The organism is Ornithinimicrobium carbonis, assembly GCF_977012275.1.
This window is the reverse complement of record NZ_OZ348993.1, coordinates 949478-974286: the sequence shown is the minus strand read 5'-3', so window position 1 is coordinate 974286 and position 24809 is coordinate 949478. Positions and strand designations below refer to the sequence as shown.

Here is a 24809-nt window from a genome sequence, read left to right as displayed (position 1 = left end):
GGTCCCCGGCAGCGGCAGCCACGGCCCCGCACCCGACGACGCAGACAGCACCGACGACCGCAGCACCGACGCACACGGAACAGGTGATCGACCGATGAAACCGGCACCCTTCGAGTACCACGCGCCGGCCGACCTCGACGAGGCCCTGGCCCTGCTCGCGGAGCTCGGCCCGGAGGCCAAGGTGCTCGCCGGCGGGCAGTCGCTCGTGCCGGTGCTCAACATGCGCCTGGCCAGCCCGGGGCACCTGGTCGACCTCAACCGGGTGCCCGGCCTGGACCACGTGCGGGTCGAGGACGACGCCGTGGTCGTGGGCGCGCTCGTGCGGCACGCCTCCCTGCTGTCGCACTCCGCGGCGCGCACCGCCCAGCCGCTGCTGCGCCAGGCGCTGAGCTGGGTGGCCCACCCGGCCATCCGAAACCGGGGCACGACCGTCGGCTCGATCGTGCACGCCGACCCCTCTGGGGAGATGCCGGCGATCCTGGCGGTGACCGACGGGTCGGTGCTGCTGCGCTCGGCCGGCGGGGAGCGGGTCGTGCCGGCCAGCGAGTTCTTCGTCGGGCCGATGGAGTCGTGCGTGGCCGACGACGAGATCGCCGTGGAGGCGAGGTTCGGGCGGTTCCCGGCCGGGACGCGGACCGGGTTCACCGAGCTCGCCCGGCGGCACGGCGACTACGCGCTGGCCGGGGTGGCGCTGGCCGTGCAGGTCGACGGGGAGGACGGGGACGGTGGCAGCTCCTCGGGAGGTCCTGCGGACGGTGGGAGCCCCTCGGGCGGCCCCGCCGGTGCTGGTGGGCCGGGGCTGATCCGCTCGGCCCGCGCCGGCTACGTCTCGGTGACCGAGGTCCCCGGCGTGCTCGACCTCACCCCCGTCCTCGGGGGCGCCTCGGCCGAGGACCTCCCGGGGTTGGCCGACGCGGTCGCCGAGGCCGTCGCCGCCCACGTCGACCCGGTCGACGACATCCACGCCTCGGCCGACTACCGCCGTCATCTCGCGATCGTCCAGACCCAGCGGCTGCTGTCCTCGCTCCTGGACGTCGCCGCCCCCGACCAGGAGGTCAGCGCATGAGCACCCCCGCACAGACGCCCGGTCCGACCGCCAGCCAGAGCCAGGGCCAGAGCCACCGGTCCGACACGGTCCGCGGACGGGTCGTCACCACGGTCCCCCGGGCGGCCTTCGACCCGGCCGGCGGCAACGCGAGGCCCGAGGAGCTGCTCGACGTCTACCTGCGGGTCAACGGCGCCGAGCACCACGTCCGGGTCCCGGGCCGCCGGCTGCTGTCCGACGCGCTGCGGCACGACCTGGGCCTCACCGGCACGCACGTCGGCTGCGAGCACGGGGTCTGCGGCGCCTGCACCGTGCTGCTCGACGGGCAGCCGGCCCGCGCCTGCCTGATGTTCGCCGTCACCGCGCAGGGCTCGGAGATCACCACGGTCGAGGGGCTCGGCGGCCCCGGCGGCGAGCTGGGCCCGGTGCAGCAGGCGTTCGTCGAGTGCCACGGCCTGCAGTGCGGCTTCTGCACGCCAGGGTTCCTCACGACGATCACCGCCTACCTCGACGAGAACCCCGACCCCACGCCCGAGGAGGCGCGAGAGGCGATCTCGGGCAACCTGTGCCGCTGCACGGGGTACCAGAACATCGTGAAGTCGGTGTGCCGCGCGGCCGAGCTGCGGCGCGGCGACGGGCCGGACGACCAGCACGGGGGCCCCGGCGACGGGCCGGGCGAGGACCAGCGCGGAGGCGCCGTCGACCACCCGGCCGAGAAGCACTCCGACCGGGAGGAGCAGGCATGAGCACGCGCAGCGTGGGCTCGCGCGTCCAGCGCCGGGAGGACCCGCGCCTCGTCCGCGGGGACGGCCGCTACCTCGACGACCTCGGCCACGGGGCGCTGGCCGCCTCGTTCGTCCGCAGCCCGCACGCGCACGCCGGGATCGTCGACATCGACGTCACCGGGGCCCTCGACGTCGACGGCGTCGTCGCGGTGTGGACCTGGGAGGACCTGCAGGAGACCGGCACGGCCGCCGAGCCGCTGCCGATGCTCATCCCGCACCCGAGCATCCAGGCGCCGGTCACCGGTTACGCGCTGGCCCGCGACGCCGTCCACCACGTCGGCCAGCCGATCGTGATGATCGTGGCCACCGACCGCTACGTCGCCGAGGACGCCGCCCAGCGGGTCCGGGTGACCTACGACGTGCGCCCCGCCGTCGTCGGCGTCGCCGCCGCCCGCGCGGCCGAGCACCTCGTCCACGAGGAGGCGCCGGGCAACGTCGGCGCCTACTACGAGCAGCACCTCGGCGACGCCCCCGGGCAGATCGCCGCGGCGCCGCACGTGCTCGAGCTGGACCTGGACATCGAGCGCAGCGCCTGCATGCCGATGGAGGGCAAGGGCATCCTGGCCCGCTGGGACGCCGAGGAGGGCCGCCTGAAGGTCCACGCCTCGACCCAGACCTCGACCGGCCTGCGCGCCGCGCTCGCCGCCAAGCTCGGCCTGCCGCTGTCGGCCGTCGACGTCGTCGCCCCGGACGTGGGCGGCGGGTTCGGCGTGAAGATCAACCACCCCTGGCCCGAGGACGTCGCTGTGGCCGCCGCGGCCATGCGCCTGCAGGCCCAGATCAAGTGGGTCGAGGACCGCCGCGAGCACTTCATCTCCTCGGCCCACGAGCGTCAGCAGCTGCAGCACGTGCGGGTCGGCTTCGACGACGACGGGCAGATCCTCGGCCTGGAGGTCGAGCTGTGGCACGACCACGGGGCCTTCCTGCCCTACGGCGTCATCGTCCCGCTCAACACCGCCACCCACATCCCGGGGCCCTACCGGATGCGCAACTTCTCGGTGACCTACACCTCCCTCTACACCAACACCGTCATCGTCACCCCCTACCGCGGCGCGGGGCGCCCGCAGGCGGCATACCTCATGGAGCGCACGATCGACGCGGTCGCGCGCAGCCTGGGCAAGGACCGCGCGCAGGTGCGCTCGGTCAACTTCATCCAGCCCGAGGAGTTCCCCTGGGACCTGGGGATGGTGCTACAGGACGGCCGGATGGGGATCTACGACTCCGGCGACTTCCCGACCAGCCTGGACAAGCTCAAGGCGCTCGTGGGCTGGGACGACTTCGAGGCCTACCGCGAGCAGGCGCGGGCGGAGGGGCGCCGGGTCGGGATCGGTATGGCGTGCTACGTCGAGGGGACGGGCGCCGGCCCCTACGAGGGCGGCCACATCGAGATCGAGACCAACGGCCGGGTCAACGTGGCCACCGGGCTGACGACGCAGGGCCAGGGGCACCAGACGGTGTTCGCCCAGATCGTGGCCGACGAGCTCGGCGTCAAGGTCGAGGACGTGCACGTCACGACGGGGGACACCCGGCGGATGAGCTACTCGGTCGGGACGTGGGGCTCGCGCGGTGCGGTGATGAGCGGCAACGCGCTGCTGCTCACCGCGCGCAAGGTCAAGGAGCGGGCGCTGAAGATCGCCGCCGACGCGCTGGAGGCCAACCCCGACGACCTGGAGATCGTCGAGGGGATCGTGCGGGTCAAGGGGGCACCGTCCTCGCAGATCCCGCTGCCCATGGTGGCGGTGCTGGCCAACCCCCTGCGGTACGCCTTCGACGAGACGGCCCGGGCGGCGACCCAGTTCGGCGGCAAGGCGGACGAGAGCAAGCCGCCGATCGCCGACGAGGAGCACCCCGGCCTGGAGGAGAGCGACTTCTTCTCGCCCGTGCGCACGACCTTCGCCAACGGCATGCACGCGGCCGTCGTGGAGACCGACCCGGACACCGCGGACATCACCGTCCTGCGCTACTGCGTCGTGCACGACTGCGGGCCGATGCTCAACCCGATGATCGTCGAGGGCCAGGTCCACGGCGGCGTCGCCCAGGGGATCGGCGGGGCCCTCTACGAGAAGCTGGCCTACGGCGAGGACGGGCAGCTGATGAACGCCTCGTTCATGGACTTCCTCATGCCGTTCGCCACCGAGGTGCCGCACATCGAGACCGACCACCTCGAGACGCCCTCGCCGCTGAACCCGCTGGGCATCAAGGGCGCCGGCGAGGCGGGCACGATCCCCACCTCGGCCGCCATCGCCTCGGCGATCGAGGACGCCGAGGGCATCCCGATCACCCGCATGCCCATCTCGCCGCACGACCTGTGGGAGCTGCGGCGTCAGCACGGCACCCACGGCGCCACCGTCGGCAGCACCGCGGCCGACGGGGCCACCCCCACCGGCGCGTCCGCCACCCCCCACGCCTGACCTTCCCGAGGAGACCCGATGCAGATCACCGGCAAGAACCACCTGTCCGTCGACCCGGCCACCGCGTGGGAGGCCTTCCACGACGCGGGCGTGCTCGAGCGCAGCCTCCCCGGCGCGCAGAGCCTGCGCGAGATCGAGCCGGGGACGTTCGCGATGACGGTGACCGCCGGTGTCGCGGCGATCAAGGGGACGTACGACGGGCAGGCCGTGTTCTCCCAGGAGACCGAGCCGGAGAGCTTCGTGCTGTCCCTGTCCGGCGCCGGTGGCCCCGGCACGGTGAACGCCGACGTGCTCGTGCGGCTCAGCCCGGCCGACGGGGGCACCGACCTCGACTGGACGGCCGACGCCACCGTCGGCGGCCCGGTCGGCGGGGTCGGCCAGCGGATGCTGTCCTCCGTCGCCAAGCGGCTGGCGACGCAGTTCTTCACCAACATCGACAAGGACCTGGCCCGTGGTGGGTCGGCCGCCGCGGACGGTGACGGCGGGTCCGTTGCCGGGGCCGGTGCGGAGGGTCAGGGGGCCGGCGGTCAGGAAGCCGGCGGGGCCGTGGCCGGCAGCGGCTCGGACGCGGGCGGTGGCTCGGTCGGGCGTGGCCCCGGCGCAGCCGCCGGTCGTCAGCTGGCCGGGCTCGCCGGCGGTGGCATGGCCGGGAGCGCCAGCCAGCTCGTGCCGATGGTGACCGGTGCCGCGATCGCCCTCGTCGGCGTCGCGCTGGGAGCACGCCTGCGCCGTCGCTGACCCGGGGTCGGGGGCGGCGAGGTCCGGGCCACAATCTGGTGCAGTCGACCGGTGCCCCTCATGGGGCCACGATCGACTGCGCGACGGGACGGTTCCACGGCGGACGCGCTGCGGTTTCACCCCGGGCCGGGGCCTGGTCTGGTTCACTGGTCGGATGATCCCGGCCACCATGCAGGCCGTGGTGCTCACCGGCCACGGCGGCCTCGACCGGCTCGAGCACCGGGACGACGTGCCCGTGCCCGAGCCAGGTCCCGGGGAGGTGCTGCTCGAGGTCAGCGCCTGCGGGATGAACAACACCGACGTGTGGGTGCGCCAGGGCGCCTACGGCCTCGAGGAGGATCCGGCGGCGGTGTCGACCTGGCGCCGGGGCCGCTCGACGCTGGAGTTCCCCCGCATCCAGGGCACCGACAGCGTCGGCCGCGTCGTGGCCGTGGGCGCCGGGGTGGACGGGGCCCGCGTCGGCGAGCGGGTGATGGTCGACTTCTCCCTCTACAACCGCGAGGACGACAGCCTCGCCGACATCGACTACATCGGCCACGGGCGGGACGGGGGCTACGCCGAGTACCAGGTGGTGCCCGCCGACCACGCCCACGTGGTCCACCGCGACCTCGACGACGCCGAGCTGGCCACGTTCTGCTGCGCCTACCTCACCGGCGAGCACATGCTCGACCGGGCCCGCGTGGCCGAGGGCGAGCGGGTGCTCATCACCGGCGCCTCCGGCGGCGTCGGCTCCGGGCTCATCCAGCTGTGCCGGGCCCGGGGCGCCATCCCCTACGCGGTCACCAGCGCGGGCAAGGCCGACGCGGTGCGCGCCATCGGCGCCGAGGGCGTGGTGCTGCGCGGCGAGGGCGACCTCGTCGACGCGGTGGCCGAGGCCACCGGGGGTGCCGACATCGACGTGGTTGCCGACCTCGTCGCGGGCGAGTTGTTCAACGACCTGCTCCGCATCCTGCGCCCCGAGGGTCGCTACACCACCTCCGGTGCCATCGCCGGCCCGGTCGTCCAGCTCGACCTGCGCACCATGTACCTCAAGCACCTCGAGCTCCACGGCTCCTCCCAGGGGACGAGGGCCGCGTTCCGGCGCCTCCTGGGCCACATCGAGTCCGGCGCCGTCCGCCCGCTGCTCGCCGGCACCTACCGGCTGAGCGAGTTCCACGACGCCCAGCGGGCGTTCATGGCCAAGGGCTTCGTGGGCAACCTCGTCGTCGTGCCCGACGCCCGGTGGGACGAGGTCGGGGCGCCCCATGCCGCCTGAGGACCGCCACCGCATCCAGCTCATCGACACCCACTACGGCGGTGACGTCAGCCGCGTCGTCGTGGGCGGCATACCCCACGTCCCGGGCGACAGCGTGCTGGCCAAGCGGGCGTGGCTGGAGTCCGACGGCGACGCCCTGCGTCGGCTGCTGCTCTCCCCGCCCTACGGCGAACCGGCGATGTGCGCCAACGTGGTGGTGGACACCGACCTGGCGCCGGCCGAGGCCGGCTACGTGATCATGGAGGCGATGGGGTACCCGTTCTTCTCGGGCTCCAACTCGATCTGCGTGGCCACGGCGCTGCTCGAGAGCGGGTACCTGCCGATGGGGCCGCCCGGACGGCAGGTGGTGCACCTGCAGGCGCCCGCGGGGCTCATCCGCGCCGAGGTCGAGCACGACGGCCGGCACGTGCACTCGGTTACGGTCACCTGCGACACCGCGTGGGTGTTCGAGCGCGGTCGCACCGCCGACCTGCCCGGGTTCGGACAGGTCACCTACGACGTGGTCTGGTCGGGCTGCTTCTACGCCGTCGTCGACGCCGCGGCCCACGGCTTCGCCCTCAGCGAGCCCGAGCGACCGGCGCTGGCCGACTTCGGCCTGTCCCTGTGCCTCGTCGCCTCCCCGGACCTGCAGCTCGTGCACCCCGACCACGGCGACACCGGCCCCCTCTCCTTCGTGAACCTGGCCGGTCCCCTGACCGAGGGCGACCACGGGCTGCAGATGCCCTCGGTCACCTACGTCCATCCCGGGGTGGTGTGCCGCTGCCCCACCGGGACCGGCACCGCGGCCCAGCTGGCGCTGCTGGCCGACGACGGCGTGCTGGGCGTGGGCGACCGGGTGACCAGCATCTCGCCCACCGGTTCCACGATGGAGGGCCAGATCGTCGGGCGCTCCGCCCTGCACGGTCGCCAGGCCACCACCTCCACCGTCACCGGCCGTGCGTTCACCCTCGGTGTCACCGAGCTCGTGGTGAACCTCGACGACGACCTCGCCGAGGCCGAGGGCATCTGGGAGCTGCTGACCGGCACCGCAGGCCGCTGAGGCAGACCGCTCAACTGTTGCCGAACCGTCGGTGACTCGTCGTCAGATGTTGCCGGGGAGAAGACCGCCCCCGGACGGTTGACTTCGACCCAGACGCACGCGCGCCGGCAGGGCTCCCGACCCGACCGAGCGGCACCTCCACCCGAAGGGAAGCTGGATGAGCACCACGACGAACCGCCGGATCAGGATCGGCATCGACACCGGAGGGACGTTCACCGACGTCGTCGCCTTCGACGAGGACGCCGGCACGATCACCTCGACGAAGACCCCGTCCACGCCGAGCAACCCGGCCGACGGCTTCATCAACGGCGTCGACAAGGTGCTCGAGATGCTCGGGGCGAGCGGTGCGGACGTCACGGCCGTCTCCCACGGCACCACCGTGGCCACCAACCAGCTGCTCGAGGGCAAGCTCGACCGGCTGGGCTTCATCACCACCGAGGGCTACGAGTTCGTCCTGGAGATCGCCCGTCAGGCGGTGCCGGACGGCTACGGCAACTCCTACTTCTGGGTCAAGCCGGAGCGCATCGTCCCGGCGGACCTGGTCAAGACCGTCGGCGGCCGGATGGACTTCGAGGGCAACGAGGTGCGCCCCTTCGACGAGGACGGCGCCCGCGCGGTCGCCCGGTGGTTCAAGGAGCAGGGCGTCAACACCCTCGGCGTGAACTTCCTGCACGCCTACGCCAACTCCTCGCACGAGGAGCGCATGCGCGAGATCCTGCTCGAGGAGCACCCCGACGTCGTCGTCTCCATCTCCAGCGAGGTGCTGCGCGAGTACCGCGAGTACGAACGCTCGATGACCACCCTCGTCGACGCCGCCGTCAAGCCCAAGGTCAGCGCCTACGTCTCTAACATCTCCGAACGGCTGCGCGCCTACACCGGGGCGCCCGCTGAGGGTTCCGGGGAATCCGCGGGGGGCGGAGCTCCCCGGGCGATGCCCTTCTACATCATGAAGTCCAACGGCGGGGTGCTGTCGGCCGAGGAGGTCGTCCACCAGCCGATCACGACCGTGCTCTCCGGTCCCGCGGCCGGCGCCCTGGGCGCGGCCATGGTCTCCGGGCTGGCCGGCTTCGACAAGGTCCTCACCTGCGACGGTGGCGGCACCTCCACCGACGTCTCGGTGGTGCTCTCCGGCGAGCCGACCCTCACCACCGAGGGGTCCGTGGGCGCCTACCCCTCCAAGATCCCGATGATCGACGTCGTCACCGTCGGCGCCGGCGGTGGCTCCATCGCCTGGATCTCCCCGGAGGGGTCGTTGAAGGTCGGCCCGCAGTCGGCCGGTGCCGACCCGGGTCCGCTCTGCTACGGCAACGGCGGCGCCGACGGTGCACCCACGATCACGGACGCGCACCTGCTGCTCGGCCGCATACCCCCGCACCTCCTCGGCGGTGAGATCCCCCTGGACGCCGACGCGGCGCGCACCGGCCTGGAGGAGATCGCCGGCACGCTCGGCCTGGACGTCGAGCACGCGGCCAGCGGGATCCTGGAGATCAGCGCCTGGAACCAGGCCAACGCCCTGCGCCAGATCTCGGTCAAGCGCGGTCTGGACGTGCGCGACTTCATGCTCGCCACCTTCGGCGGGTCCGGGTCGCTGCTGGCCTGCCGGCTCGTGGACATCCTCGACCTGGCCGGCGTCATCGTCCCGCTCAACCCGGGCAACGTCTCGGCGTTCGGCCTGCTCACCGTGGACGTCAAGAACGACTACGTGCAGACGATGGTCGCCAAGCACGACCACCTCGACCTGGGCCAGCTGAACCGGACCTACGGAGAGCTTACCGACCGCGCGACCCGCGCCCTGGACGCCGAGGGCTTCGAGCGCGCGGACCACCAGTTCCAGCGGACGGCCGACCTGCGCTACGTGGGCCAGGCGTTCGAGGTGCGGGTGCCGGTGCCGGTCGAGGACCTCGACGCGGCGACGGCGGACCAGGTCGCGGCCGCGTTCCACGACGCCCACCGGGCGCTGTACGGCTACGACTTCCGGGGCGACGCCCGCCAGGAGGTCGAGTGGGTCAACCTGCGCGTCACCGGCGTCGGCCCGATCACGCGGCCGTCCATCCCGGAGATCGGCACCGGTGAGGGCACCGACGCCGAGCGCGCCCGCACCTCGACCCGGCCGGTCTGCTTCGAGGCGGCCGACGGCTACGTCGACACCCCCGTCTACTGGCGACCCGACCTGCGCGACGGCGACGAGGTCCAGGGGCCGGCCATCATCGAGGAGTTCGGCTCCACCGTCCCCGTCCACCCGGGCTTCGTCGTCCGGGTCGACGCCTGGGGCAACCTCGTCATCACCAAGCCGGGCGGCGACGACGCCGGCACCCGCGCGGCCGCGCAGCCGGCGGTGGCCAGCGCCACCGCCTACGTGACCGCCGTGCAGAGCAAGGAGGAGCAGGCATGAGCACCCCCACCACCACGACCCCCGCCACCGCGGCCACCGGCGCGGCCGGGACCGCCCCGGCCGTCGACCCCATCGTCGTCGAGATCGTCCAGGGCACCCTGGCCTCGGTCGAGATGGAGGTCGAGACCGCGATCGCCCGCACCTCGCGCAGCCCGATGATCCGGGACGCGCACGACTTCCGCGCCGGGATCCACGACCGTCAGCTGCGCAAGCTGACCGGACGCTCCTACAGCGCGCTCGTGCACCCCGTCGCCCGCGACTTCCCGCTGGAGACGATGAGGCCCGGCGACGTCTTCTTCCACAACGACGTCTACGAGTCCGAGGGCGGCATCGGCCACCTGCCCGACCTGTGCGTCACCGTGCCGGTCTTCCACGAGGGCGAGGTCGTCTGCTTCGTCCAGGCGTTCGGCCACCACGACGACATCGGCGGAGCCACCCCGGGCTCCATGCCCTCGGCCGCGACCAGCGTCTTCGAGGAGGGCCTCATGGTCCCCCCGATCAAGCTGTGGGACCAGGGGGTGCCCAACGAGGCCGCGCTGCGGATCATGACCCGCAACTCACGGATGCCCGAGTCGCTGGCCGCCGACCTGGACGCCGAGTGCTCGGCCTGCCTCATGGGTGCGGCCCGGCTCACCGAGCTGTTCGAGCGCTACGGCCGCGAGACGGTGGAGGGCGCCTTCCAGGCGATCCTCGACAAGACGACCGACACCTACCGGCGCGAGATCCTCTCCAAGATCCCCGACGGGGAGTACGTCTGGGAGGACTACGCCGAGCACGACGGCGTCGACGAGCCCAGGCTGCACACCCAGCGGATCACGCTGACCAAGTCCAGCACCGGCGGTCCCGGCACGGAGCCGGGCGGCGGGCCGAAGATCACCATCGACTTCACCGGCACCGCCCCGCAGGCCAAGGGCCCGATCAACCACTGCGGCGACTACGCCGACGGCAACTTCCTCAAGAAGTGGCTGGCCCCGATCCTGCGCAACCTGGCCGACACCCCCGAGCGGATGGGCGAGCTGGACGTCAACGAGGGCGTGGTGCCGCTCATCGAGATGAAGTTCCCGGAGAAGGGCACCCTGCTCACGCCGATCTTCCCGGCGCCGACCAACGCCCGGACGTTCGTCATCCTGCGTCTGCTCGGCGTGCTCGCCGGCGTGCTGGCCAAGGCGGTCGACGGCCGGATGCCGGCCGACCAGGAGACGATCCGCTACACCGGCGTCTACGGCAAGGACCGCGACGGCAAGGACTACCTCATGCGCGAGGTGCTCGGCGGCGGCGCCGGCGGGCGCTACTACGCCGACGGCGAGGACACCATCCACGTCGTGCCGGACTCGCGCAACCTGCCGACGGAGTTCACCGAGTCGCGCTTCCCGTTCCTCGTCGAGCGCCTCGGCCTGGCCGTCGACTCCGGCGGCGCCGGCCGCTACCGCGGTGGTCTGGGCTACGAGAAACACATCCGGATGCTCAAGGACGCGCACTTCATGTCCATCGCCGACCGTTCGATCCTGGCCTGCTGGGGCGTCAAGGGCGGCAAGGCGGGCAACCCCTTCGAGGTGTGCATCGACCCCGGCGGCCCCGACGAGCGGTATGTGGACGCCCTCGCCGACGCGGAGCCCGTCAAGGCCGGCCAGGTGATCCGGATCCGGACCACGGGCGGCGGCGGCTGGGGCGACCCGCTGGAGCGCCCGGTCGAGGAGGTCGAGCGCGACCTGCGCTGGGGCAAGGTCTCCTTCGAGGGCGCCCGCGAGGACTACGGCGTGGTCGCCTCCGGCACCAAGGAGGAGCCCGTCGTCGACGTGGAGGCCACCGAGGAGCTGCGGGAGCGGCTGCGGTCCGGGCGCGGCGAGGAGCCGTTCTTCGACCGCGGCCCGGGTTACGCCCAGCTGGCCGGCGGCGCCACCTCGGCGGACGTCGACTGGCTCTGAGGCCGGCCGTGGGTGCAGCGACCGTCACGGTGCTCGGCGCGACCGGCAAGACCGGCCGCGCCGTGGCCCTGGCGGCGCTGCGCCGCGGGCTGGTCGTCCGGGGGGTCTCGCGGCACGGGCCGCCGTCGCCCCGCGGTGACGACGGTCCCGCGGCCGGGAGCGACCGCGGGACCGACGACCTTCCCGCCGGCGTCGACCGGTTCCTCGCCGACCCCCTGACCGGCGAGGGACTGGTCGACGCGCTCACCGGCGCGGACGCGGCATACCTCGTGGCGCCCAACGTGCACCCCGCGGAGGTGGACCTGGTCGCCCGGGCCGCGCGGGTGGCCACCGAGGTGGGCGTGGCACGGGTGGTCCACCACTCCGTCGCCGACCCCGACGACGCGCGGATGCCGCACCACGTGCGCAAGGGACGGGCCGAGCGCCTGCTCCGTGAGCTGCGACCGGACGCCGTCGTGCTGCGGCCGTGCGCCTACCAGCAGAACCTCCTGCCGGCGGCGCTCGCGGGGCGGATCGAGGTGCCGTACCGCCTCGACGCGCCGTTCAGCCTCGTCGACCTGGACGACGTCGCCGAGGTGGCCGCGAGCGCGCTCGCCGGCGGTCTTGAGCCGGGGTCGACGCACGTGCTCGCCGGGCCGGAGGAGCTCACGGTCGCCGACCTGGCCGAGACCGCCGCCCGTGTCCTGGGCCGGCCGGTCGCCGCCACCGCGACGACCGTCGAGCGGTGGCGGGCGGGGCCGGGGTCCGGGCTCGGCCCGGGCGCGGCGGAGGAGCTGGCAGCGATGTTCCGGGCCTACGACGAGAGCGGCTTCCCCGCCGACCCCGGGCCGCTGGCCCGGCTGCTCGGCCGCCCGCCCATCTCCTGGGCCGAGCTGCTGCGCAGGCACACCCGATGACACTCCGGCACCGTCGCCGGACCGACCGAAGGACACCCGCATGAGGATCGTCGTCGCCCTCGGGGGCAACGCCATGACCGCCACGGACGGCAGCTCCACGCCGGACGACCAGCGCGCCGCCATCGAGGAGGCCGCCGGGCACATCGCCACGCTCGTCGCCGCCGGGCACGAGGTCGTGGTCACGCACGGCAACGGCCCGCAGGTGGGCAACATCCTGCTCAAGAACGAGCTGTCCGCCCATCAGCTGACGCCGGTGAGCCTGGACTGGTGCGGAGCGCAGACGCAGGGGACGATCGGCTTCACGCTGATGAACGCCCTGGAGCGCCAGCTCGCCGCGGCCGGCTCGCCCCGGCCGGTGGCCGCCCTCGTCTCGCGCACGCTCGTGGACCCCGACGACCCGGCGTTCGCGGAGCCGACGAAGGCGGTGGGCCCCTACCGCGACGCCGAGCACGCCGCCGCGATGTCGGAGCAGGGCCAGTCGTGGCGCGACGAGGGGGACAAGGGGTGGCGCCGGACCGTGCCCTCGCCCGAGCCGCGGGAGATCGTCGACGCCCCGGCGGTCGAGGCGCTGGTGGCGCGAGGGTTCCTCGTCGTGTCCTCCGGGGGCGGAGGGATCCCGGTCGTGGCGTCGCCGGCGGGGGGCTACGAGGGGATCGAGGCCGTCATCGACAAGGACCTCACCGCCACCCTGCTCAGCCGCCAGGTGGACGCCGACCTGCTGGTCATCGCCACCGACGTGGAGAACGCGGTGCTGCGGTGGGGCACGCCGCAGGCCCGGCCGATCGGGGAGGTCGACGTGGTCACCATGCGCCGCCACATCGAGGAGGGCGAGTTCGGCGTCGGCTCGATGCTGCCGAAGGTGGACGCGGTGACCCGGTTCGTCGAGGGTGGCGGGCCGCGCGCGGTGGTGACCTCGCTGCCCTCGATCGCCGAGGCGGTCGCGGGCAGGACGGGGACGATCGTCGTACCGTCGGACTGAGACCCGTCCTTCCCCGAGGAGCCAGCGATGACCAACCGCGCCGCCGAGAACCTCGCGCTGCTCGACGTCGAGACCGGGAGGCTGCTGACCACCTGCCGCGGCCTGGTCGCGGCCGGGGCCGGGGCCGCCGCCCGGCCGACGCTCTGCGAGGGCTGGGACGCGGCCCGCCTGCTCACCCACCTGGCCCGCAACGCCGACGCGCTGGGCAACCTCGTGCGCTGGGCCGGCGACGGCGTCGAACGGCAGGCCTACGCCTCGGTCGCCCAGCGGGACCGGGACATCGAGACCGGTGCGCGCCGGCCCCTGGCGGAGATCGCCGCCGACGTGGAGGTGACGGCCTCCCGGTTCCGAGAGCTGGCCGGGACGCTCACGGGCCCGGCCGGGGAGGCGCAGGTGCGCACCCGCACCGGGACCCCGGTCCAGGGCCACCAGGTGGTCGCGATGCGGGTGCTCGAGGTGGTCTTCCACCACGTCGACCTGCAGGCCGGCTACACCTTCGACGACGCCGACCCCGCCTGGGTCGCGCGCACGCTCCGCCGCGGCGTGGCCCGGTGGGACGCGACCGGCGGGGCGCCGGGGCTCACCCTCATGCCGGTCGCCCCGGCGGGGGAGGGGATCGACACCTCCGGTATGCCGCCGCTCCAGCTCTCCGGCGGCGGCACCGAGGTCTCGGGGACCCCGGGGCAGCTGCTGCTCTGGCTGGCGCGCGGCCGCACGGACGGGTTGTCGACCGACGTCGGCCTCCCGACCCCGCCGCCCTGGGCCTAAGACCGGTCCCGACGCGCAGTCGTGACACGACGGTCGCCGTCGCAACCGGTGTTGCACGGCTGCGCAGCGTCTGAGGACCCGCTCGACCTGCCAGGACGGCTGAACGGTGCCACGATCGGGGCCATGACCCATCCGCGCCCCGGTCCTAGCGACGACGTTCCCGACGGGTCCTTCCCCGGGCCTCCCAGCCCCGGAACCGGCTCCGGGCCAGGCCCCGGCCCCGGCCAGCCCTTCCCCGACCAGCCGCCCGGCGACGAGCCCGCCGACCCCTGGGCCGAGGACGAGGCGCGGCGCCGTGCCCAGCAGCCCGAGGGCTGGACCTCCGAGCCGGGTGGCCTCGGCCCGATCCCCGGCCGCACCTGGCGTCGCGGCAACACGCGGGTCACCGTCGGCGGCTGCTGCCTGCCGCTGCCCATCGGCTGCCTGACCACCCTCGTGGCCGCCGGTGTCGTGGCCGCCACGGTCGTCCGTCGCGGTCTCTGACCCACCCTCCCGCCCCGGCCCTCCCTCGAGCACCCAGGAGTCGCGCATGAGCAGCAACCTCGCCGCCAACCTCACCCGCACCGCCGAGCAGCACGGCGACCGTCCGGCGGTCGTCCTGGACGACCTCCGCCTCACCTACACCGAGCTGGAGCACTCCGCCCGCCAGCTCGCCGGGTGGTTGCGCAGCCAGGGCATCGGGGTCGGCGACCGGGTCGCGCTCATGCTCCCCAACGTGCCGGCCTTCCCCGTCCTCTACTACGCCACGCTGCGCCTCGGCGGGATCGTCGTGCCGATGAACCCGCTGTTCAAGCGGCGCGAGATCCAGTACTACCTGCAGGACTCCGGCGCGAGCCTCCTCGTCGCGATGCCGGGCGAGGAGGTCACCGCCGCCGCGGAGGCCGCCGGCGTCCCCGTGCTGGCGGTCGGCCCGCAGGGCCTGAGCTCCTACGTGCACGGCGAGGAGGCCACCGACCCGGTCGAGGAGATCGTCGAGCGTGCCGGCGACGACACCTCCGTCATCCTCTACACCTCCGGCACCACCGGCCGACCCAAGGGCGCCGAGCTGACGCACGACAACCTGCAGACCAACCAGGCCACCACGACCGAGACCCTGCTGCACCTCGGCCCGGAGGACGTGGTCATGGGCTGCCTGCCGCTGTTCCACGTCTTCGGGATGACCTGCGCGCTCAACACCGCGGTCGGGGCCGGCGCCGCGCTGACGATGATCCCGCGGTTCGAGCCGGGCAAGGCCCTGGAGGTGATGGAGCGCGACCGGGTCACCGTCTTCGAGGGCGTCCCCACGATGTACGGCGCCATGCTCGCCCACGCCACCGGTGTCGCCGGCCAGGTCCCCGACCTGTCCACCCTGCGCACGGCCGTCTCCGGCGGTGCCAGCCTCCCGGTCGAGCTGATGCGCCGGTTCGAGGAGACCTTCGGCTGCTCGATCCTCGAGGGCTACGGCCTGTCCGAGACCAGCCCGGTCGCCTCCTTCAACCACCCCGACCGGGAGCGCAAGGCGGGCTCGATCGGCATACCCGTGCGGGGGGTGGAGATGAAGCTGGCCGCCGCCGCGGGCGGGGACGCGGAGGACCCCGAGGGCGGGATCGGCGAGATCTGCATCCGCGGCGAGAACATCATGAAGGGGTACTGGAACAACCCCGACGCGACCGCCGAGGCCGTCGACGCCGACGGCTGGTTCCACTCCGGCGACCTGGCCCGCGTCGACGAGGACGGCTACTACTTCATCGTCGACCGCAAGAAGGACATGATCAACCGCGGAGGGCTCAACGTCTACCCGCGCGAGATCGAGGAGCTGCTCTACGAGCACCCGGCCGTCGCCGAGGCCGCGGTCGTCGGCGTGCCCCACCCCGAGCTGGGCGAGGAGATCAGCGCGTACGTCGTGCTCGCCCCGGGTGCGCAGGCGACCGCGGAGGAGCTGGTCGAGCACGTGCGCTCGCAGGTGGCCCCGTACAAGTACCCGCGGACGGTGCACCTCATCGAGGAGCTGCCGAAGGGTGCGACCGGGAAGATCCTCAAGCGGGAGCTGCGGTCCCGGTGACCGGTCGGCGACCGCTCGTCGCGGGCCTCCTGGTGGTCGCCGGGCTGGGAGCGGCAGGATGCGCCGCCCAGGAGACCGAGGAGGCCGTGCCGTCACCGGTCGTGGACACCGTGCCCGACGGGGCGGGTGCGACCACGGAGGGGCCGACGGTCCAGGTCCGGTCGGTCGAGGACGGAGGCATCGTGCTGGTCACCACCGCGACGGTCCTGGAGGACGGTTCAGCCCCGGTCGACGGACAGCTCATCACGGGCCCCGGCGGGTGCCTCGCCCTCGACCGCCAGGGGCCGCCGGTGCTGCTGGTGCTGCCGGACGGCAGCGAGCTGAGGACCGGGGAGAGACCCTCGGTCACCTGGGGGGAGGTGACGGTCGAGGTGGGCGGTCCGCTGCGGCTGGACGCCGTGAGCGTCCCGGTCGAGCGTCTCGACGGCCTGCCGGACGGCTGCGGGGAGGGGACGGCGCAGCAGGCCCTAGTCGTCGGGGTGGGCGACGGCTGACCCTCGGGTGCCCTGCCGAACGCACCCTCGTCAGGGCGGCGACGGCTGACCGAGAGGCCCCCTGACCGACGCTCTCCGCCGACGGGCGTGGAGGCCGCTCCTGTGTCAGACTCCCCGGACAGACCTCCGGACAAAGGTGATCGGCATGTCTCCCAACCAGATCGGTTTCGCGCTCCTCATCCTCGGGCTCTTCCTGCTCATCGGGAAGGTCATCAGGGTCAAGGTCGGCTGGGTGCAGAAGCTGTTCCTGCCCAGCTCGATCATCGGCGGCTTCCTCCTGCTGATCCTCGGCCCCCAGGTGCTCGGCCAGCTGGTCCCGGGGATGTCCGAGGGGGGTGTGTTCACCGAGGAGATGCTCGCGGTCTGGCGCACCCTGCCGAGCCTGCTCATCAGCGTCGTCTTCGCCACGATGTTCCTCGGCCAGGACCTGCCCAGCCCGAAGCGGGCCGCCCGGCTGGTCGGCCCGCAGCTCTCCCTCGGCGTCGCGCTCGGCTCGAGCCAGTACGTCGTGGGCCTCCTGCTCGCCGCCCTCGTCCTCGTCCCCGTCTTCAGCGCCAGCCCGATGACCGGCGCCCTCATCGAGATCGGCTTCGAGGGCGGCCACGGCACCGCCGCCGGCATGCGCGGGGTGATGGAGGACCTCGGCTTCACCGAGGGCGCCGACCTGGCCGTCGGCCTGGCCACCGTCGGGATCGTCGGCGGCATCGTCATCGGCATCGCCCTCATCAACTGGGGCGTGCGCACCGGCCGCACCGAGCTGCTCAAGGGTGACGTCAAGGCGTCCGTCGAGGAGCAGAAGGGCCTGTTCAGCAAGGACGAGTACTACCCCGCCGCCACGATGACCTCCCGCCCCGCCTCGGTCGAGCCGCTGTCGCTGCACATGGCCCTGGTCGCCGTGGCCATCCTCATCGGCTGGGCCATCCTGGAGTCGCTGCGCTGGATCGAGGCGCAGACCTACTCCTCGGTCCTGCTCAACGACTCCACCCCGCTGGAGATCTTCGCCTACGTCCCGCTCTTCCCCCTCGCCCTCATCGGCGGCGTCATCCTCCAGGCGATCGCCGCCGCGCTCAAGGTCGACCACCTCATCGACCACCAGATGATGCTGCGCATCCAGGGCTGGGCGCTGGACTTCCTCATCATCGCCGCGATCGGCACGCTCTCGCTCATGGCGATCGGCGCCAACATCTGGGCGTTCAGCCTGCTGGCGGTCGCCGGCGTCGGCGTCAACGTCGCCCTCTTCCTGTGGCTGGCACCGCGCATCATCGGCCGCTTCTGGTTCGAGCGCGGCATCGGCGACTTCGGCCAGTCGATGGGCGTCACGGCCACCGGCCTGATCCTCATGCGGATCACCGACCCGGACGCCGAGAGCCCGGCCTTCGAGGCCTTCGGCTACAAGCAGCTCATCTTCGAGCCGTTCTTCGGCGGCGGGATGATCACCGCCCTGGCGGTGCCGATCATCTTCCTCACCGGCATCTGGCCGCTGTTCTTCGCGATGCTGCTCATCTTCGCGATCGCCGTCGGCGCGGGCCTGATCTACTACGCGCCCAAGGCGAAGGCGGAGCGGGCCGAGGCGCGCGAGGGGACCTCGGCGGTCACCACCTGAAGGGGGCCGCTCCGTCGGACGGGCGGGGGTCAGCTCTCGGGCACGTTGCGCATCCCGCTGAGGTCGGCCGTGCCGGCGTCCAGCGAGCGCTCGTGCTCCTCCCAGGGGGCCAGGAAGGCGAAGCCCGCCACGTCACCCGGCTCGAGACCGTGCCGCTGGAGCGCCTCGAGCACCGCCTCCCGGCACACGTCGTACCGGACCGGCTCCTCGGCGAGACCGTAGGCGCGGATGGCGGGCCCGGCGGTGGCCCAGCCGTCGTCGGTGGGCTGCAGGCGGTCACCCGTGACCGTGACCCGCACCCGGACCGTGCGCTCGTTGCCCGCCTCGGAGACGTGGTCGGTGTACACCGTGACCCGCGTCGCCCGGATAGGGGGGTGGTCGTTCACCGCCTCGAAGAGCACGTCCGTCTGGTAGACGTCGGTGTAGGCGGCCTCGAAGTGCTGGAGCGTGGTCACCACCCCATCCTGGCACCCGGCCGTCGTCGGGGGGTCCCAGGGGCGCTCCCCACTACTTGGCGCTGCCCCGCATGACCCCGGAGATGATCCACCGCTGGGCCACGATGTAGACGAGCACCATGGGCAGCAGCGCCATCAGGTAGGAGGCGAAGGCCACGCCGTAGTTGGTCGTGAACTGCCCCTGCAGCACGTACTGCACGAGCGGCAGGGTCTGGTGCTCGGGCTCGCTGAGGATGACCAGCGGCAGCATGAAGTCGTTCCAGGCCCACATGGCCGTGAGGATGGCCACGGTGGCGTTCATCGGCGCCAGGATCGGGAAGATGATCCGCCAGAAGGTCGTCCAGGTGCTGGCGCCGTCCGTCTTGGCGGCCTCCTCCAGCTCGATCGGGATCGAGCGGACGTAGGCGACGTAGATGAACACGTTGAGGCTGAGGGCATACACCGTGTAGAGCAGGATCAGCCCGATCGGGTTGTCCAGACCCAGGAGCGCGGTCTGCTTGACGACCGGCAGCATGATGATCGGGAACGGCACGAACAGCGCGGCGATGAAGTAGAAGTACAGGAAGGTGAAGGTGCGCGAACGGTCCATGTAGCGCGCGATCGCGTAGGCCACCATCGAGTTGGTGAGCACGGTGAGGACCACCGAGCCGACCGTCACCACGAGCGAGTTGCGCAGCGCCCGCGGGAAGTTCGTCAGCTCCCAGGCCGTGGAGAAGTTCTCCCACGCCAGTCCCTGGGGCAGCTCGAAACCGGTGCCCCCCAGCTGGTCGGGCGTCTTGAACGCCGTGACCACCGTGAAGTAGAGCGGGATCAGCACCGACAGCGAGCAGATCGCGATGAAGATGGTCGCCGGCCAGTTGGTGCCGTCGCGTCGTGACGTCCGTCGCCGCCGCGGCTCGGCACGCGTCGAGGTGTCCTGGGTGTCGGGGGTCTCCCGGGTCTCGGTGCTCATCAGAAATCAGCCTCCCTGCGCTGCAGGAAGCGGAACTGCAGCAGCGACAGCACGACGATGACGACGAGGTAGACCACGGCGTTGGCGGTCTGGTAGGCGTACTCCCCGCCCTGCAGGCCGCCTCGGTAGATGAGCAGGGAGATGGACTCGGTCGCCGTGCCGGGTCCGCCGTTGGTCAGCGCGATGATGTGGTCGAAGACCTGGAGGAAGTTCTTCAGCGACAGCACCATGTTGATGGTGAAGAACGCCCCGATGAGGGGGAAGGTGATCCGGAAGAACTGCTGGGTCGGGGTGGCCCCGTCCAGGTCGGACGCCTCGTAGACCTCGGTCGGGATCGTCTGCAGCCCGGCGAGGTAGAGGATGATGTTGAACGCCGCGGCCTGCCACACCGCCAGGATCACCACGCCGACCCAGGCCAGGTCCTCGTTGGCCAGGATCGAGGTCGACAGCGCCGTGATCCCCATCCGGTCGGCGATGAAGGGGAGGGAGTTGGCGAACATGTAGTTGAAGACGTATCCGATGATGAGGATCGCCAGCACGTGGGGCATGAAGAAGATCGCCCGGAACGTCGTCTTCAACTTGATCCGGGCGTTCAGCCCCACGGCGATGACCAGGGCGATGACGTTGACCAGGACCGTGGACACCAGCGCGAACAGGAACGTGAACCGGTAGGCGCCGAACACCCGCTCGTCCCGGAAGAGGTTGACGTAGTTGTCCAGCCCGACGAAGCCCCACTCCCCGTAGCCGGCGTAGTCGGTGAAGGAGTAGAAGATCCCCGTCAGCACCGGGATGGTGTGGAAGACGAAGAACAGGACGAACGCCGGCACGACCATCCACCAGATCGTGCGGGGCACGCCGATCCCCTGGCGGGCCTTCCTCTCCGTCGGTTCGGGCATGGTGCCCCGCGGCTCGTGGGCCGCCTTCTGGACGGTCATCGCCCCTCCTCGAACCCGGTGGTGCGCCGGGCGTACTTGCGCCACTCGTTGTCCATCGCCTCCAGGAAGGCGTCGGGATCCTTGTTCAGCACCAGGGTCTGCACGTGAGCCTCCAGGTTCATCGCGGCGGGGATCTGGTGGTCGGCGTAGCCGGCCAGGCGGCCCTCCTCGTAGAGCGGCACCACCAGCTCCAGGGCCGGGTCGTCGTTCTGGGGGGCGTCCACCAGGGGCGAGAGGGCGCTCTGCTCGCTGGCGTAGGAGCTGACGATCTCCTCGGAGAACATGAACTCCACGAAGCGCCGGGCCTCCTCGGGGTATGCCGTGTCCTTGCCGATCGCGACCGCCACGTCGACGCCGGAGACGAGGACGTTCTCCGACTCGTCCTCGCCGACCGGCATGACGAACATCGCGACCGGGGCCTCCTCGTCGATGGCCCGGATGGCGGGCAGGGTGAACGACCCCTGGGCGACCATGGCCGCCTCACCCTCCGCCATCGCCCGGTTGCCGTCGTCGTAGCCCCGGCCCGCGGCGTTGTCCTGGGCGTAGCCGAAGAACTCCACGAACCGCTCCGCGACGGGGGCGTAGCCTTCGGTGAAGGACGCCGGCCCGTCCGGTCCGGCGTCGGCGCCCGCGGCGCGCATCTCCTGCCAGAACTCGCGCGGCACGAGGGCCCCGGAGAGGTTGTTGAAGGTCGGCAGCAGGGTCCAGCGGTCGGCGTAGGTGGCGTAGAGGGGGACCACGTCGGTGTCCTGCAGGTCCTCGACCACCTGCTGGAACTCCGGCCAGGTGGTCGGGACCTCCAGGCCGTGCTCCTCGAAGACCTCGGTGTTGTAGATGACCCCGCTGGCGTTGGAGGCGAACGGGAGCCCGTTGACCTGGTCCTCGCAGGTGCCGAGGTCGTCGAGGACCTGCTGCACCTCGGGGTTGACCGTCTCGGTCACCGACGTCAGGTCGGACAGGTCGGCGAAGACGCAGGCCCGGGCGAGCTGGCCGAAGTTGCCGCTGCCGTTCAGGGTGATGACGTCCGGCGTCTTGTTCTTCACCAGCAGCGTGCGCAGCGCGGTGTCCGCGTCGGGGACGTGGTTCTGGGTGACCCGGACGTCGGGGTTCTCGGCCTCGAAGGCCTCGATGATGTCGTCGAACGCCTGCACCGCCTCGGGCTTGAACTGGAAGAACTCCAGCTCCACCCGCTCGTCCCCGCCGGCCGCGCTGCAGGCGCCCAGCCCGAGCGTCGCCAGGGCGATGGCCCCGGCCGACGTCCGTCGTCCTGTCCTCCCCACCGATCTGCCCGCCATGGTCTCTCCTTCGAGTGCCCGTGTGGTCCTCGGGCAGCGTAGGGCGGGCCGTCGTGAGGTGTCCTGCTGAAGCGACTCCTTACCGGGACGGTCAGAACCCGAAGCACCGGGCCGTCGCCCTGATCGAGTCCGCGCTGCGTCGCAGCAGCGCGATCTCCTCGTCGGTCATCGGCACGAGCAGGCGCTCTCCCGCGCCACGGTGGTCGACGATCGTGGGGACGGAGAGGCTCACGTCGCTGATGCCCCGGTAGTCATCCAGCCAGGTCGAGACCGGCAGGACGGCGTGCTCGTCCCGCAGGACCGACTCGACGATCCGGCAGACGGCCAGGCCGACGGCGTAGTTGGTGGCGCCCTTGCCGGCGATGATCCGGTAGGCCGAGCGCATGACGTCCTCGGCGATCTCCTCGCGGGTGGCCTCGTCCAGGCCGCCGTGCAGGGCGTCCCACTCGAGCAGCGGGACGCCCCCGACGCTGGCCGAGCTCCACAGCGGGAACTCGGTGTCCCCGTGCTCGCCGACGACGTTGGCGTGCACGCTCGTCACCGCGACCCCGAGCCGGGTGGCGATCGCGTGCCGCAGGCGGGAGGAGTCGAGCACGGTGCCGGAGCCGAAGAGCTGGTTGGCCGGCAGCCCGGTGACCTTGAGCGCGGCGGTGGTGACCACGTCGACCGGGTTTGTCACCATGACGTAGGTCGCGTCCGGGGCGACCTCGACGAGGCGGGGCATGAGCGTGCGGGTCAGGTTGAGGGTGGATTCGGCCAGCTCCATCCGGCTCTGACCGGGCTGCTGCTTGGCGCCGGCGGTGACCACGACGACCCGGGCCCCACGGCATACCTCGACGTCGTCGCTGCCCTCGACCTGCCCCATGGGGGTGAACGCCAGCCCGTGGTTGAGGTCCAGGACCTCGGCCTCGACCTTGGCGGCGTTGACGTCGTGCAGCACGACGTGGCGGGCGGTGCCGCGGACGAGCGCCGCGTAGGCGATGGTCGCCCCGACCGATCCCGCGCCGATGACCGCGAGCGTGCTGGCCGAGGAGCGGCTGGTGTCCGTCATGCGCCCAGTCTTCCGCACCCCTGAGGTGACCCGCCGGTAGGCGAGGCGGCCCGGCGTCCTCGCGTCTCTGGGAGTCAGTCCCGGGTGTAGTCGTCCTCGAGCCGCTCGATGTCGGCCTCGTCGAAGTCGCCGAACGCCACCTCCAGCACCCGGGCCGGCATGCGGCCGGGGTTGCCCAGGCGGTGGGTCGACCCGCGGGGGACCCACACGTCCTGCCCCGTCTCGGCGGTCCAACGGTCACCGTCCACCCAGACCTCGACCGGGCCGTCGACCACGTGCCACAGCTCGGAGCGACGACGGTGCCGCTGCAACGAGAGACGGTGGCCCGGCTCGACCGTGATGATCTTCACCGTGACCGTCTCGTTGCCGACGAACTGGCGGAACTGCCCCCACGGCCGCTCCACCGCGAAGACGTCCTCGGTCAGGTCCCCCATGACTGGTCCCTCCTGCATCCACCCTGTCCTTTCGTGCCCCCAGATGATGCCAGCCCCGGTGAGGTATCCCATAGTTGCTCTCCCCTGGCGCGGTGGGACCATCGCAGTATGAGGAAGCTCGGGCTGCTGCCCCGGATCGGGATCGCCATCGTGCTGGGGATCGTCTTCGGCCTGTTCCTGCCGGAGGCGGTGGTGCGGGTCTTCGTCACCTTCAACGGGTTGTTCTCCAGCTTCCTGGGGTTCATCATCCCGCTGATCATCGTGGGGCTGATCACCCCGGCGATCGGTGAGCTGGGGCGCGGTGCCGGGAAGTGGCTGGGGGTGACCGCCGGGATCGCCTACGGGTCGACGGTTTTCGCCGGGCTGATGGCCTTCCTGATCAGCTGGGCGCTGCTGCCGCAGTTGCTGCAGGCAGGGGACTTCACCGAGCTGACCAACCCGGAGGAGGCGCTGCTCGGCCCTTACTTCACCGTCGAGATGGCACCGGTGTTCGGCGTGATGACCGCGCTCGTGCTGTCGTTCGTCGTGGGCCTGGGCCTGACGGTGCTGCCGACCGACGGGCTTCAGCGGGGGTTCAACGAGCTGCGGACGATCATCGAGACGGTCATCGCCAAGATCATCATCCCGCTGCTGCCGGTCTACATCTTCGGCATCTTCCTCAACATGACGGTCGTCGGGCAGGTCGCCGAGGTGATCGCGACCTTCCTGGGTGTCATCGTGCTCGTTTTCGCGATGACGGCCATGCTGCTGCTCCTGCAGTTCGTCGTCGCCGGGTCGCTGACCGGCCGCAACCCGCTCAAGGCGCTGAAGACGATGTCACCGGCCTACCTGACCGCGCTCGGCACCTCGTCCTCGGCGGCGACGATCCCGGTGACGCTGCGCCAGGCGATCGAGATCGGGGTGCGGCCGCAGGTGGCGTCGTTCACCGTGCCGCTGTGCGCGACCATCCACTTGGCCGGGTCGACGCTGAAGATCGTGTCGTTCTCCCTGGCCGTCATGGTGCTGGCCGGCATCGAGATCAACGCGCCGATCTTCATCGGCTTCATCCTCATGCTGGGCATCACGATGGTGGCCGCCCCGGGCGTGCCGGGTGGCGCGATCTTCGCCGCGTCGGGGTTGCTGTCTTCGATGCTGGGCTTCACCGAGCCGCAGGTGGGCCTGATGATCGCGACCTACATCGCCATCGACAGCTTCGGCACCGCGACGAACGTCACCGGTGACGGTGCGATCGCGATGGTGGTCGACAAGCTCAGTGGCGGCCGGGTCGACGAGCCGGCGCCGGAGGAGATGCCGAAGCCGCTGGTCGGCTGACCTCC

General features: G+C 72.0%; 22 protein-coding genes. 16 read left to right on the top strand and 6 right to left on the bottom strand.

Going from position 1 to position 24809, the window contains the following annotated elements; translation table 11 throughout:
* The first annotated feature begins 94 nt into the window (after positions 1 to 94).
* From ACWHYA_RS04490 to ACWHYA_RS04420, 15 genes are all read left to right on the top strand, one after another.
* Complete coding sequence (locus ACWHYA_RS04490) at positions 95 to 1066, top strand: FAD binding domain-containing protein (RefSeq protein ID WP_425942894.1); 972 nt, start codon at positions 95 to 97, stop codon at positions 1064 to 1066.
* A complete protein-coding gene (locus ACWHYA_RS04485; RefSeq protein WP_425942895.1) occupies positions 1063 to 1791 on the top strand; it encodes a (2Fe-2S)-binding protein in 729 nt (242 codons plus the stop codon). Before ACWHYA_RS04490 ends, ACWHYA_RS04485 begins: the two co-directional genes overlap by 4 nt.
* On the top strand, positions 1788 to 4241 hold the full coding sequence (gene cutA / locus ACWHYA_RS04480; RefSeq protein WP_425942896.1) for an aerobic carbon-monoxide dehydrogenase large subunit: 2454 nt from the start codon (positions 1788 to 1790) through the stop codon (positions 4239 to 4241). Before ACWHYA_RS04485 ends, cutA begins: the two co-directional genes overlap by 4 nt.
* Before the next feature lie 18 nt (positions 4242 to 4259).
* The gene (locus tag ACWHYA_RS04475) at positions 4260 to 4979 is read left to right on the top strand and encodes an SRPBCC family protein (protein ID WP_425942897.1); all 720 of its coding nucleotides are present in this window, start codon (positions 4260 to 4262) and stop codon (positions 4977 to 4979) included.
* 154 nt (positions 4980 to 5133) lie between these two features.
* Positions 5134 to 6234, top strand: coding sequence for an alcohol dehydrogenase family protein (locus tag ACWHYA_RS04470; protein WP_425942898.1), 1101 nt, complete (start codon positions 5134 to 5136; stop codon positions 6232 to 6234).
* The gene (locus ACWHYA_RS04465; protein ID WP_425942899.1) at positions 6224 to 7273 is read left to right on the top strand and encodes a proline racemase family protein; all 1050 of its coding nucleotides are present in this window, start codon (positions 6224 to 6226) and stop codon (positions 7271 to 7273) included. The genes ACWHYA_RS04470 and ACWHYA_RS04465 overlap by 11 nt, the downstream gene beginning before the upstream one ends.
* Positions 7274 to 7430: 157 nt before the next feature.
* The gene (locus ACWHYA_RS04460; protein WP_425942900.1) at positions 7431 to 9665 is read left to right on the top strand and encodes a hydantoinase/oxoprolinase family protein; all 2235 of its coding nucleotides are present in this window, start codon (positions 7431 to 7433) and stop codon (positions 9663 to 9665) included.
* Positions 9662 to 11590 carry a hydantoinase B/oxoprolinase family protein gene (locus ACWHYA_RS04455; protein WP_425942901.1) on the top strand — a complete coding sequence of 643 codons (1929 nt, stop codon included), beginning with the start codon at positions 9662 to 9664 and terminating at the stop codon, positions 11588 to 11590. The genes ACWHYA_RS04460 and ACWHYA_RS04455 overlap by 4 nt, the downstream gene beginning before the upstream one ends.
* 8 nt (positions 11591 to 11598) lie before the next feature.
* Complete coding sequence (locus ACWHYA_RS04450; RefSeq protein ID WP_425942902.1) at positions 11599 to 12486, top strand: SDR family oxidoreductase; 888 nt, start codon at positions 11599 to 11601, stop codon at positions 12484 to 12486.
* Between the two features lie 40 nt (positions 12487 to 12526).
* A complete protein-coding gene (locus ACWHYA_RS04445; protein WP_425942903.1) occupies positions 12527 to 13465 on the top strand; it encodes a carbamate kinase in 939 nt (312 codons plus the stop codon).
* Positions 13466 to 13492: 27 nt separating this feature from the next.
* A complete protein-coding gene (locus tag ACWHYA_RS04440) occupies positions 13493 to 14233 on the top strand; it encodes a maleylpyruvate isomerase family mycothiol-dependent enzyme (protein ID WP_425942904.1) in 741 nt (246 codons plus the stop codon).
* A 123-nt stretch (positions 14234 to 14356) separates the two neighbouring features.
* Positions 14357 to 14716, top strand: coding sequence for a hypothetical protein (locus tag ACWHYA_RS04435; RefSeq protein WP_425942905.1), 360 nt, complete (start codon positions 14357 to 14359; stop codon positions 14714 to 14716).
* 46 nt (positions 14717 to 14762) lie between these two features.
* The gene (locus ACWHYA_RS04430) at positions 14763 to 16274 is read left to right on the top strand and encodes a long-chain-fatty-acid--CoA ligase (RefSeq protein WP_425942906.1); all 1512 of its coding nucleotides are present in this window, start codon (positions 14763 to 14765) and stop codon (positions 16272 to 16274) included.
* Positions 16271 to 16768 carry a hypothetical protein gene (locus ACWHYA_RS04425; protein WP_425942907.1) on the top strand — a complete coding sequence of 166 codons (498 nt, stop codon included), beginning with the start codon at positions 16271 to 16273 and terminating at the stop codon, positions 16766 to 16768. Before ACWHYA_RS04430 ends, ACWHYA_RS04425 begins: the two co-directional genes overlap by 4 nt.
* 145 nt (positions 16769 to 16913) lie before the next feature.
* Complete coding sequence (locus ACWHYA_RS04420) at positions 16914 to 18371, top strand: sodium/glutamate symporter (RefSeq protein WP_425942908.1); 1458 nt, start codon at positions 16914 to 16916, stop codon at positions 18369 to 18371.
* 29 nt (positions 18372 to 18400) lie between these two features.
* On the opposite strand, the gene ACWHYA_RS04415 is transcribed toward ACWHYA_RS04420, so the two are convergent.
* The 6 genes from ACWHYA_RS04415 to ACWHYA_RS04390 form a co-directional block, all read right to left on the bottom strand.
* On the bottom strand, positions 18401 to 18826 hold the full coding sequence (locus ACWHYA_RS04415; protein ID WP_425942909.1) for a hypothetical protein: 426 nt from the start codon (positions 18824 to 18826) through the stop codon (positions 18401 to 18403).
* Between the two features lie 52 nt (positions 18827 to 18878).
* A complete protein-coding gene (locus ACWHYA_RS04410; RefSeq protein WP_425942910.1) occupies positions 18879 to 19778 on the bottom strand; it encodes a carbohydrate ABC transporter permease in 900 nt (299 codons plus the stop codon).
* On the bottom strand, positions 19778 to 20713 hold the full coding sequence (locus ACWHYA_RS04405; protein WP_425942911.1) for a carbohydrate ABC transporter permease: 936 nt from the start codon (positions 20711 to 20713) through the stop codon (positions 19778 to 19780). The genes ACWHYA_RS04410 and ACWHYA_RS04405 overlap by 1 nt, the downstream gene beginning before the upstream one ends.
* Positions 20710 to 22008 (bottom strand): ABC transporter substrate-binding protein, encoded by a 1299-nt coding sequence (locus ACWHYA_RS04400; RefSeq protein ID WP_425942912.1) that lies wholly within the window; start codon positions 22006 to 22008, stop codon positions 20710 to 20712. The genes ACWHYA_RS04405 and ACWHYA_RS04400 overlap by 4 nt, the downstream gene beginning before the upstream one ends.
* Before the next feature lie 91 nt (positions 22009 to 22099).
* Positions 22100 to 23059 (bottom strand): L-lactate dehydrogenase, encoded by a 960-nt coding sequence (locus ACWHYA_RS04395; RefSeq protein ID WP_425942913.1) that lies wholly within the window; start codon positions 23057 to 23059, stop codon positions 22100 to 22102.
* Positions 23060 to 23133: 74 nt separating this feature from the next.
* On the bottom strand, positions 23134 to 23511 hold the full coding sequence (locus ACWHYA_RS04390) for a phosphomannose isomerase type II C-terminal cupin domain (protein WP_425942914.1): 378 nt from the start codon (positions 23509 to 23511) through the stop codon (positions 23134 to 23136).
* Positions 23512 to 23601: 90 nt separating this feature from the next.
* Here ACWHYA_RS04390 and ACWHYA_RS04385 point away from each other — a divergent pair, with 90 nt between their 5' ends.
* On the top strand, positions 23602 to 24804 hold the full coding sequence (locus ACWHYA_RS04385) for a dicarboxylate/amino acid:cation symporter (protein ID WP_425942915.1): 1203 nt from the start codon (positions 23602 to 23604) through the stop codon (positions 24802 to 24804).
* Positions 24805 to 24809: the final 5 nt, after the last annotated feature.

Bases quoted from the DNA above. Each gene is read 5' to 3' on its own strand.
- ACWHYA_RS04405 (WP_425942911.1), bottom strand. From the start codon at position 20,713: ATGACCGTCCAGAAGGCGGCCCACGAGCCGCGGGGCACCATGCCCGAA.
- ACWHYA_RS04475 (WP_425942897.1), top strand. From the start codon at position 4,260: ATGCAGATCACCGGCAAGAACCACCTGTCCGTCGACCCGGCCACCGCG.
- ACWHYA_RS04430 (WP_425942906.1), top strand. From the start codon at position 14,763: ATGAGCAGCAACCTCGCCGCCAACCTCACCCGCACCGCCGAGCAGCAC.
- ACWHYA_RS04470 (WP_425942898.1), top strand. From the start codon at position 5,134: ATGATCCCGGCCACCATGCAGGCCGTGGTGCTCACCGGCCACGGCGGC.
- ACWHYA_RS04445 (WP_425942903.1), top strand. From the start codon at position 12,527: ATGAGGATCGTCGTCGCCCTCGGGGGCAACGCCATGACCGCCACGGAC.
- ACWHYA_RS04420 (WP_425942908.1), top strand. From the start codon at position 16,914: ATGTCTCCCAACCAGATCGGTTTCGCGCTCCTCATCCTCGGGCTCTTC.
- ACWHYA_RS04395 (WP_425942913.1), bottom strand. From the start codon at position 23,059: ATGACGGACACCAGCCGCTCCTCGGCCAGCACGCTCGCGGTCATCGGC.
- ACWHYA_RS04435 (WP_425942905.1), top strand. From the start codon at position 14,357: ATGACCCATCCGCGCCCCGGTCCTAGCGACGACGTTCCCGACGGGTCC.
- ACWHYA_RS04465 (WP_425942899.1), top strand. From the start codon at position 6,224: ATGCCGCCTGAGGACCGCCACCGCATCCAGCTCATCGACACCCACTAC.
- ACWHYA_RS04385 (WP_425942915.1), top strand. From the start codon at position 23,602: ATGAGGAAGCTCGGGCTGCTGCCCCGGATCGGGATCGCCATCGTGCTG.
- ACWHYA_RS04460 (WP_425942900.1), top strand. From the start codon at position 7,431: ATGAGCACCACGACGAACCGCCGGATCAGGATCGGCATCGACACCGGA.
- ACWHYA_RS04455 (WP_425942901.1), top strand. From the start codon at position 9,662: ATGAGCACCCCCACCACCACGACCCCCGCCACCGCGGCCACCGGCGCG.
- cutA (WP_425942896.1), top strand. From the start codon at position 1,788: ATGAGCACGCGCAGCGTGGGCTCGCGCGTCCAGCGCCGGGAGGACCCG.
- ACWHYA_RS04485 (WP_425942895.1), top strand. From the start codon at position 1,063: ATGAGCACCCCCGCACAGACGCCCGGTCCGACCGCCAGCCAGAGCCAG.
- ACWHYA_RS04400 (WP_425942912.1), bottom strand. From the start codon at position 22,008: ATGGCGGGCAGATCGGTGGGGAGGACAGGACGACGGACGTCGGCCGGG.
- ACWHYA_RS04440 (WP_425942904.1), top strand. From the start codon at position 13,493: ATGACCAACCGCGCCGCCGAGAACCTCGCGCTGCTCGACGTCGAGACC.
- ACWHYA_RS04390 (WP_425942914.1), bottom strand. From the start codon at position 23,511: ATGCAGGAGGGACCAGTCATGGGGGACCTGACCGAGGACGTCTTCGCG.
- ACWHYA_RS04410 (WP_425942910.1), bottom strand. From the start codon at position 19,778: ATGAGCACCGAGACCCGGGAGACCCCCGACACCCAGGACACCTCGACG.
- ACWHYA_RS04490 (WP_425942894.1), top strand. From the start codon at position 95: ATGAAACCGGCACCCTTCGAGTACCACGCGCCGGCCGACCTCGACGAG.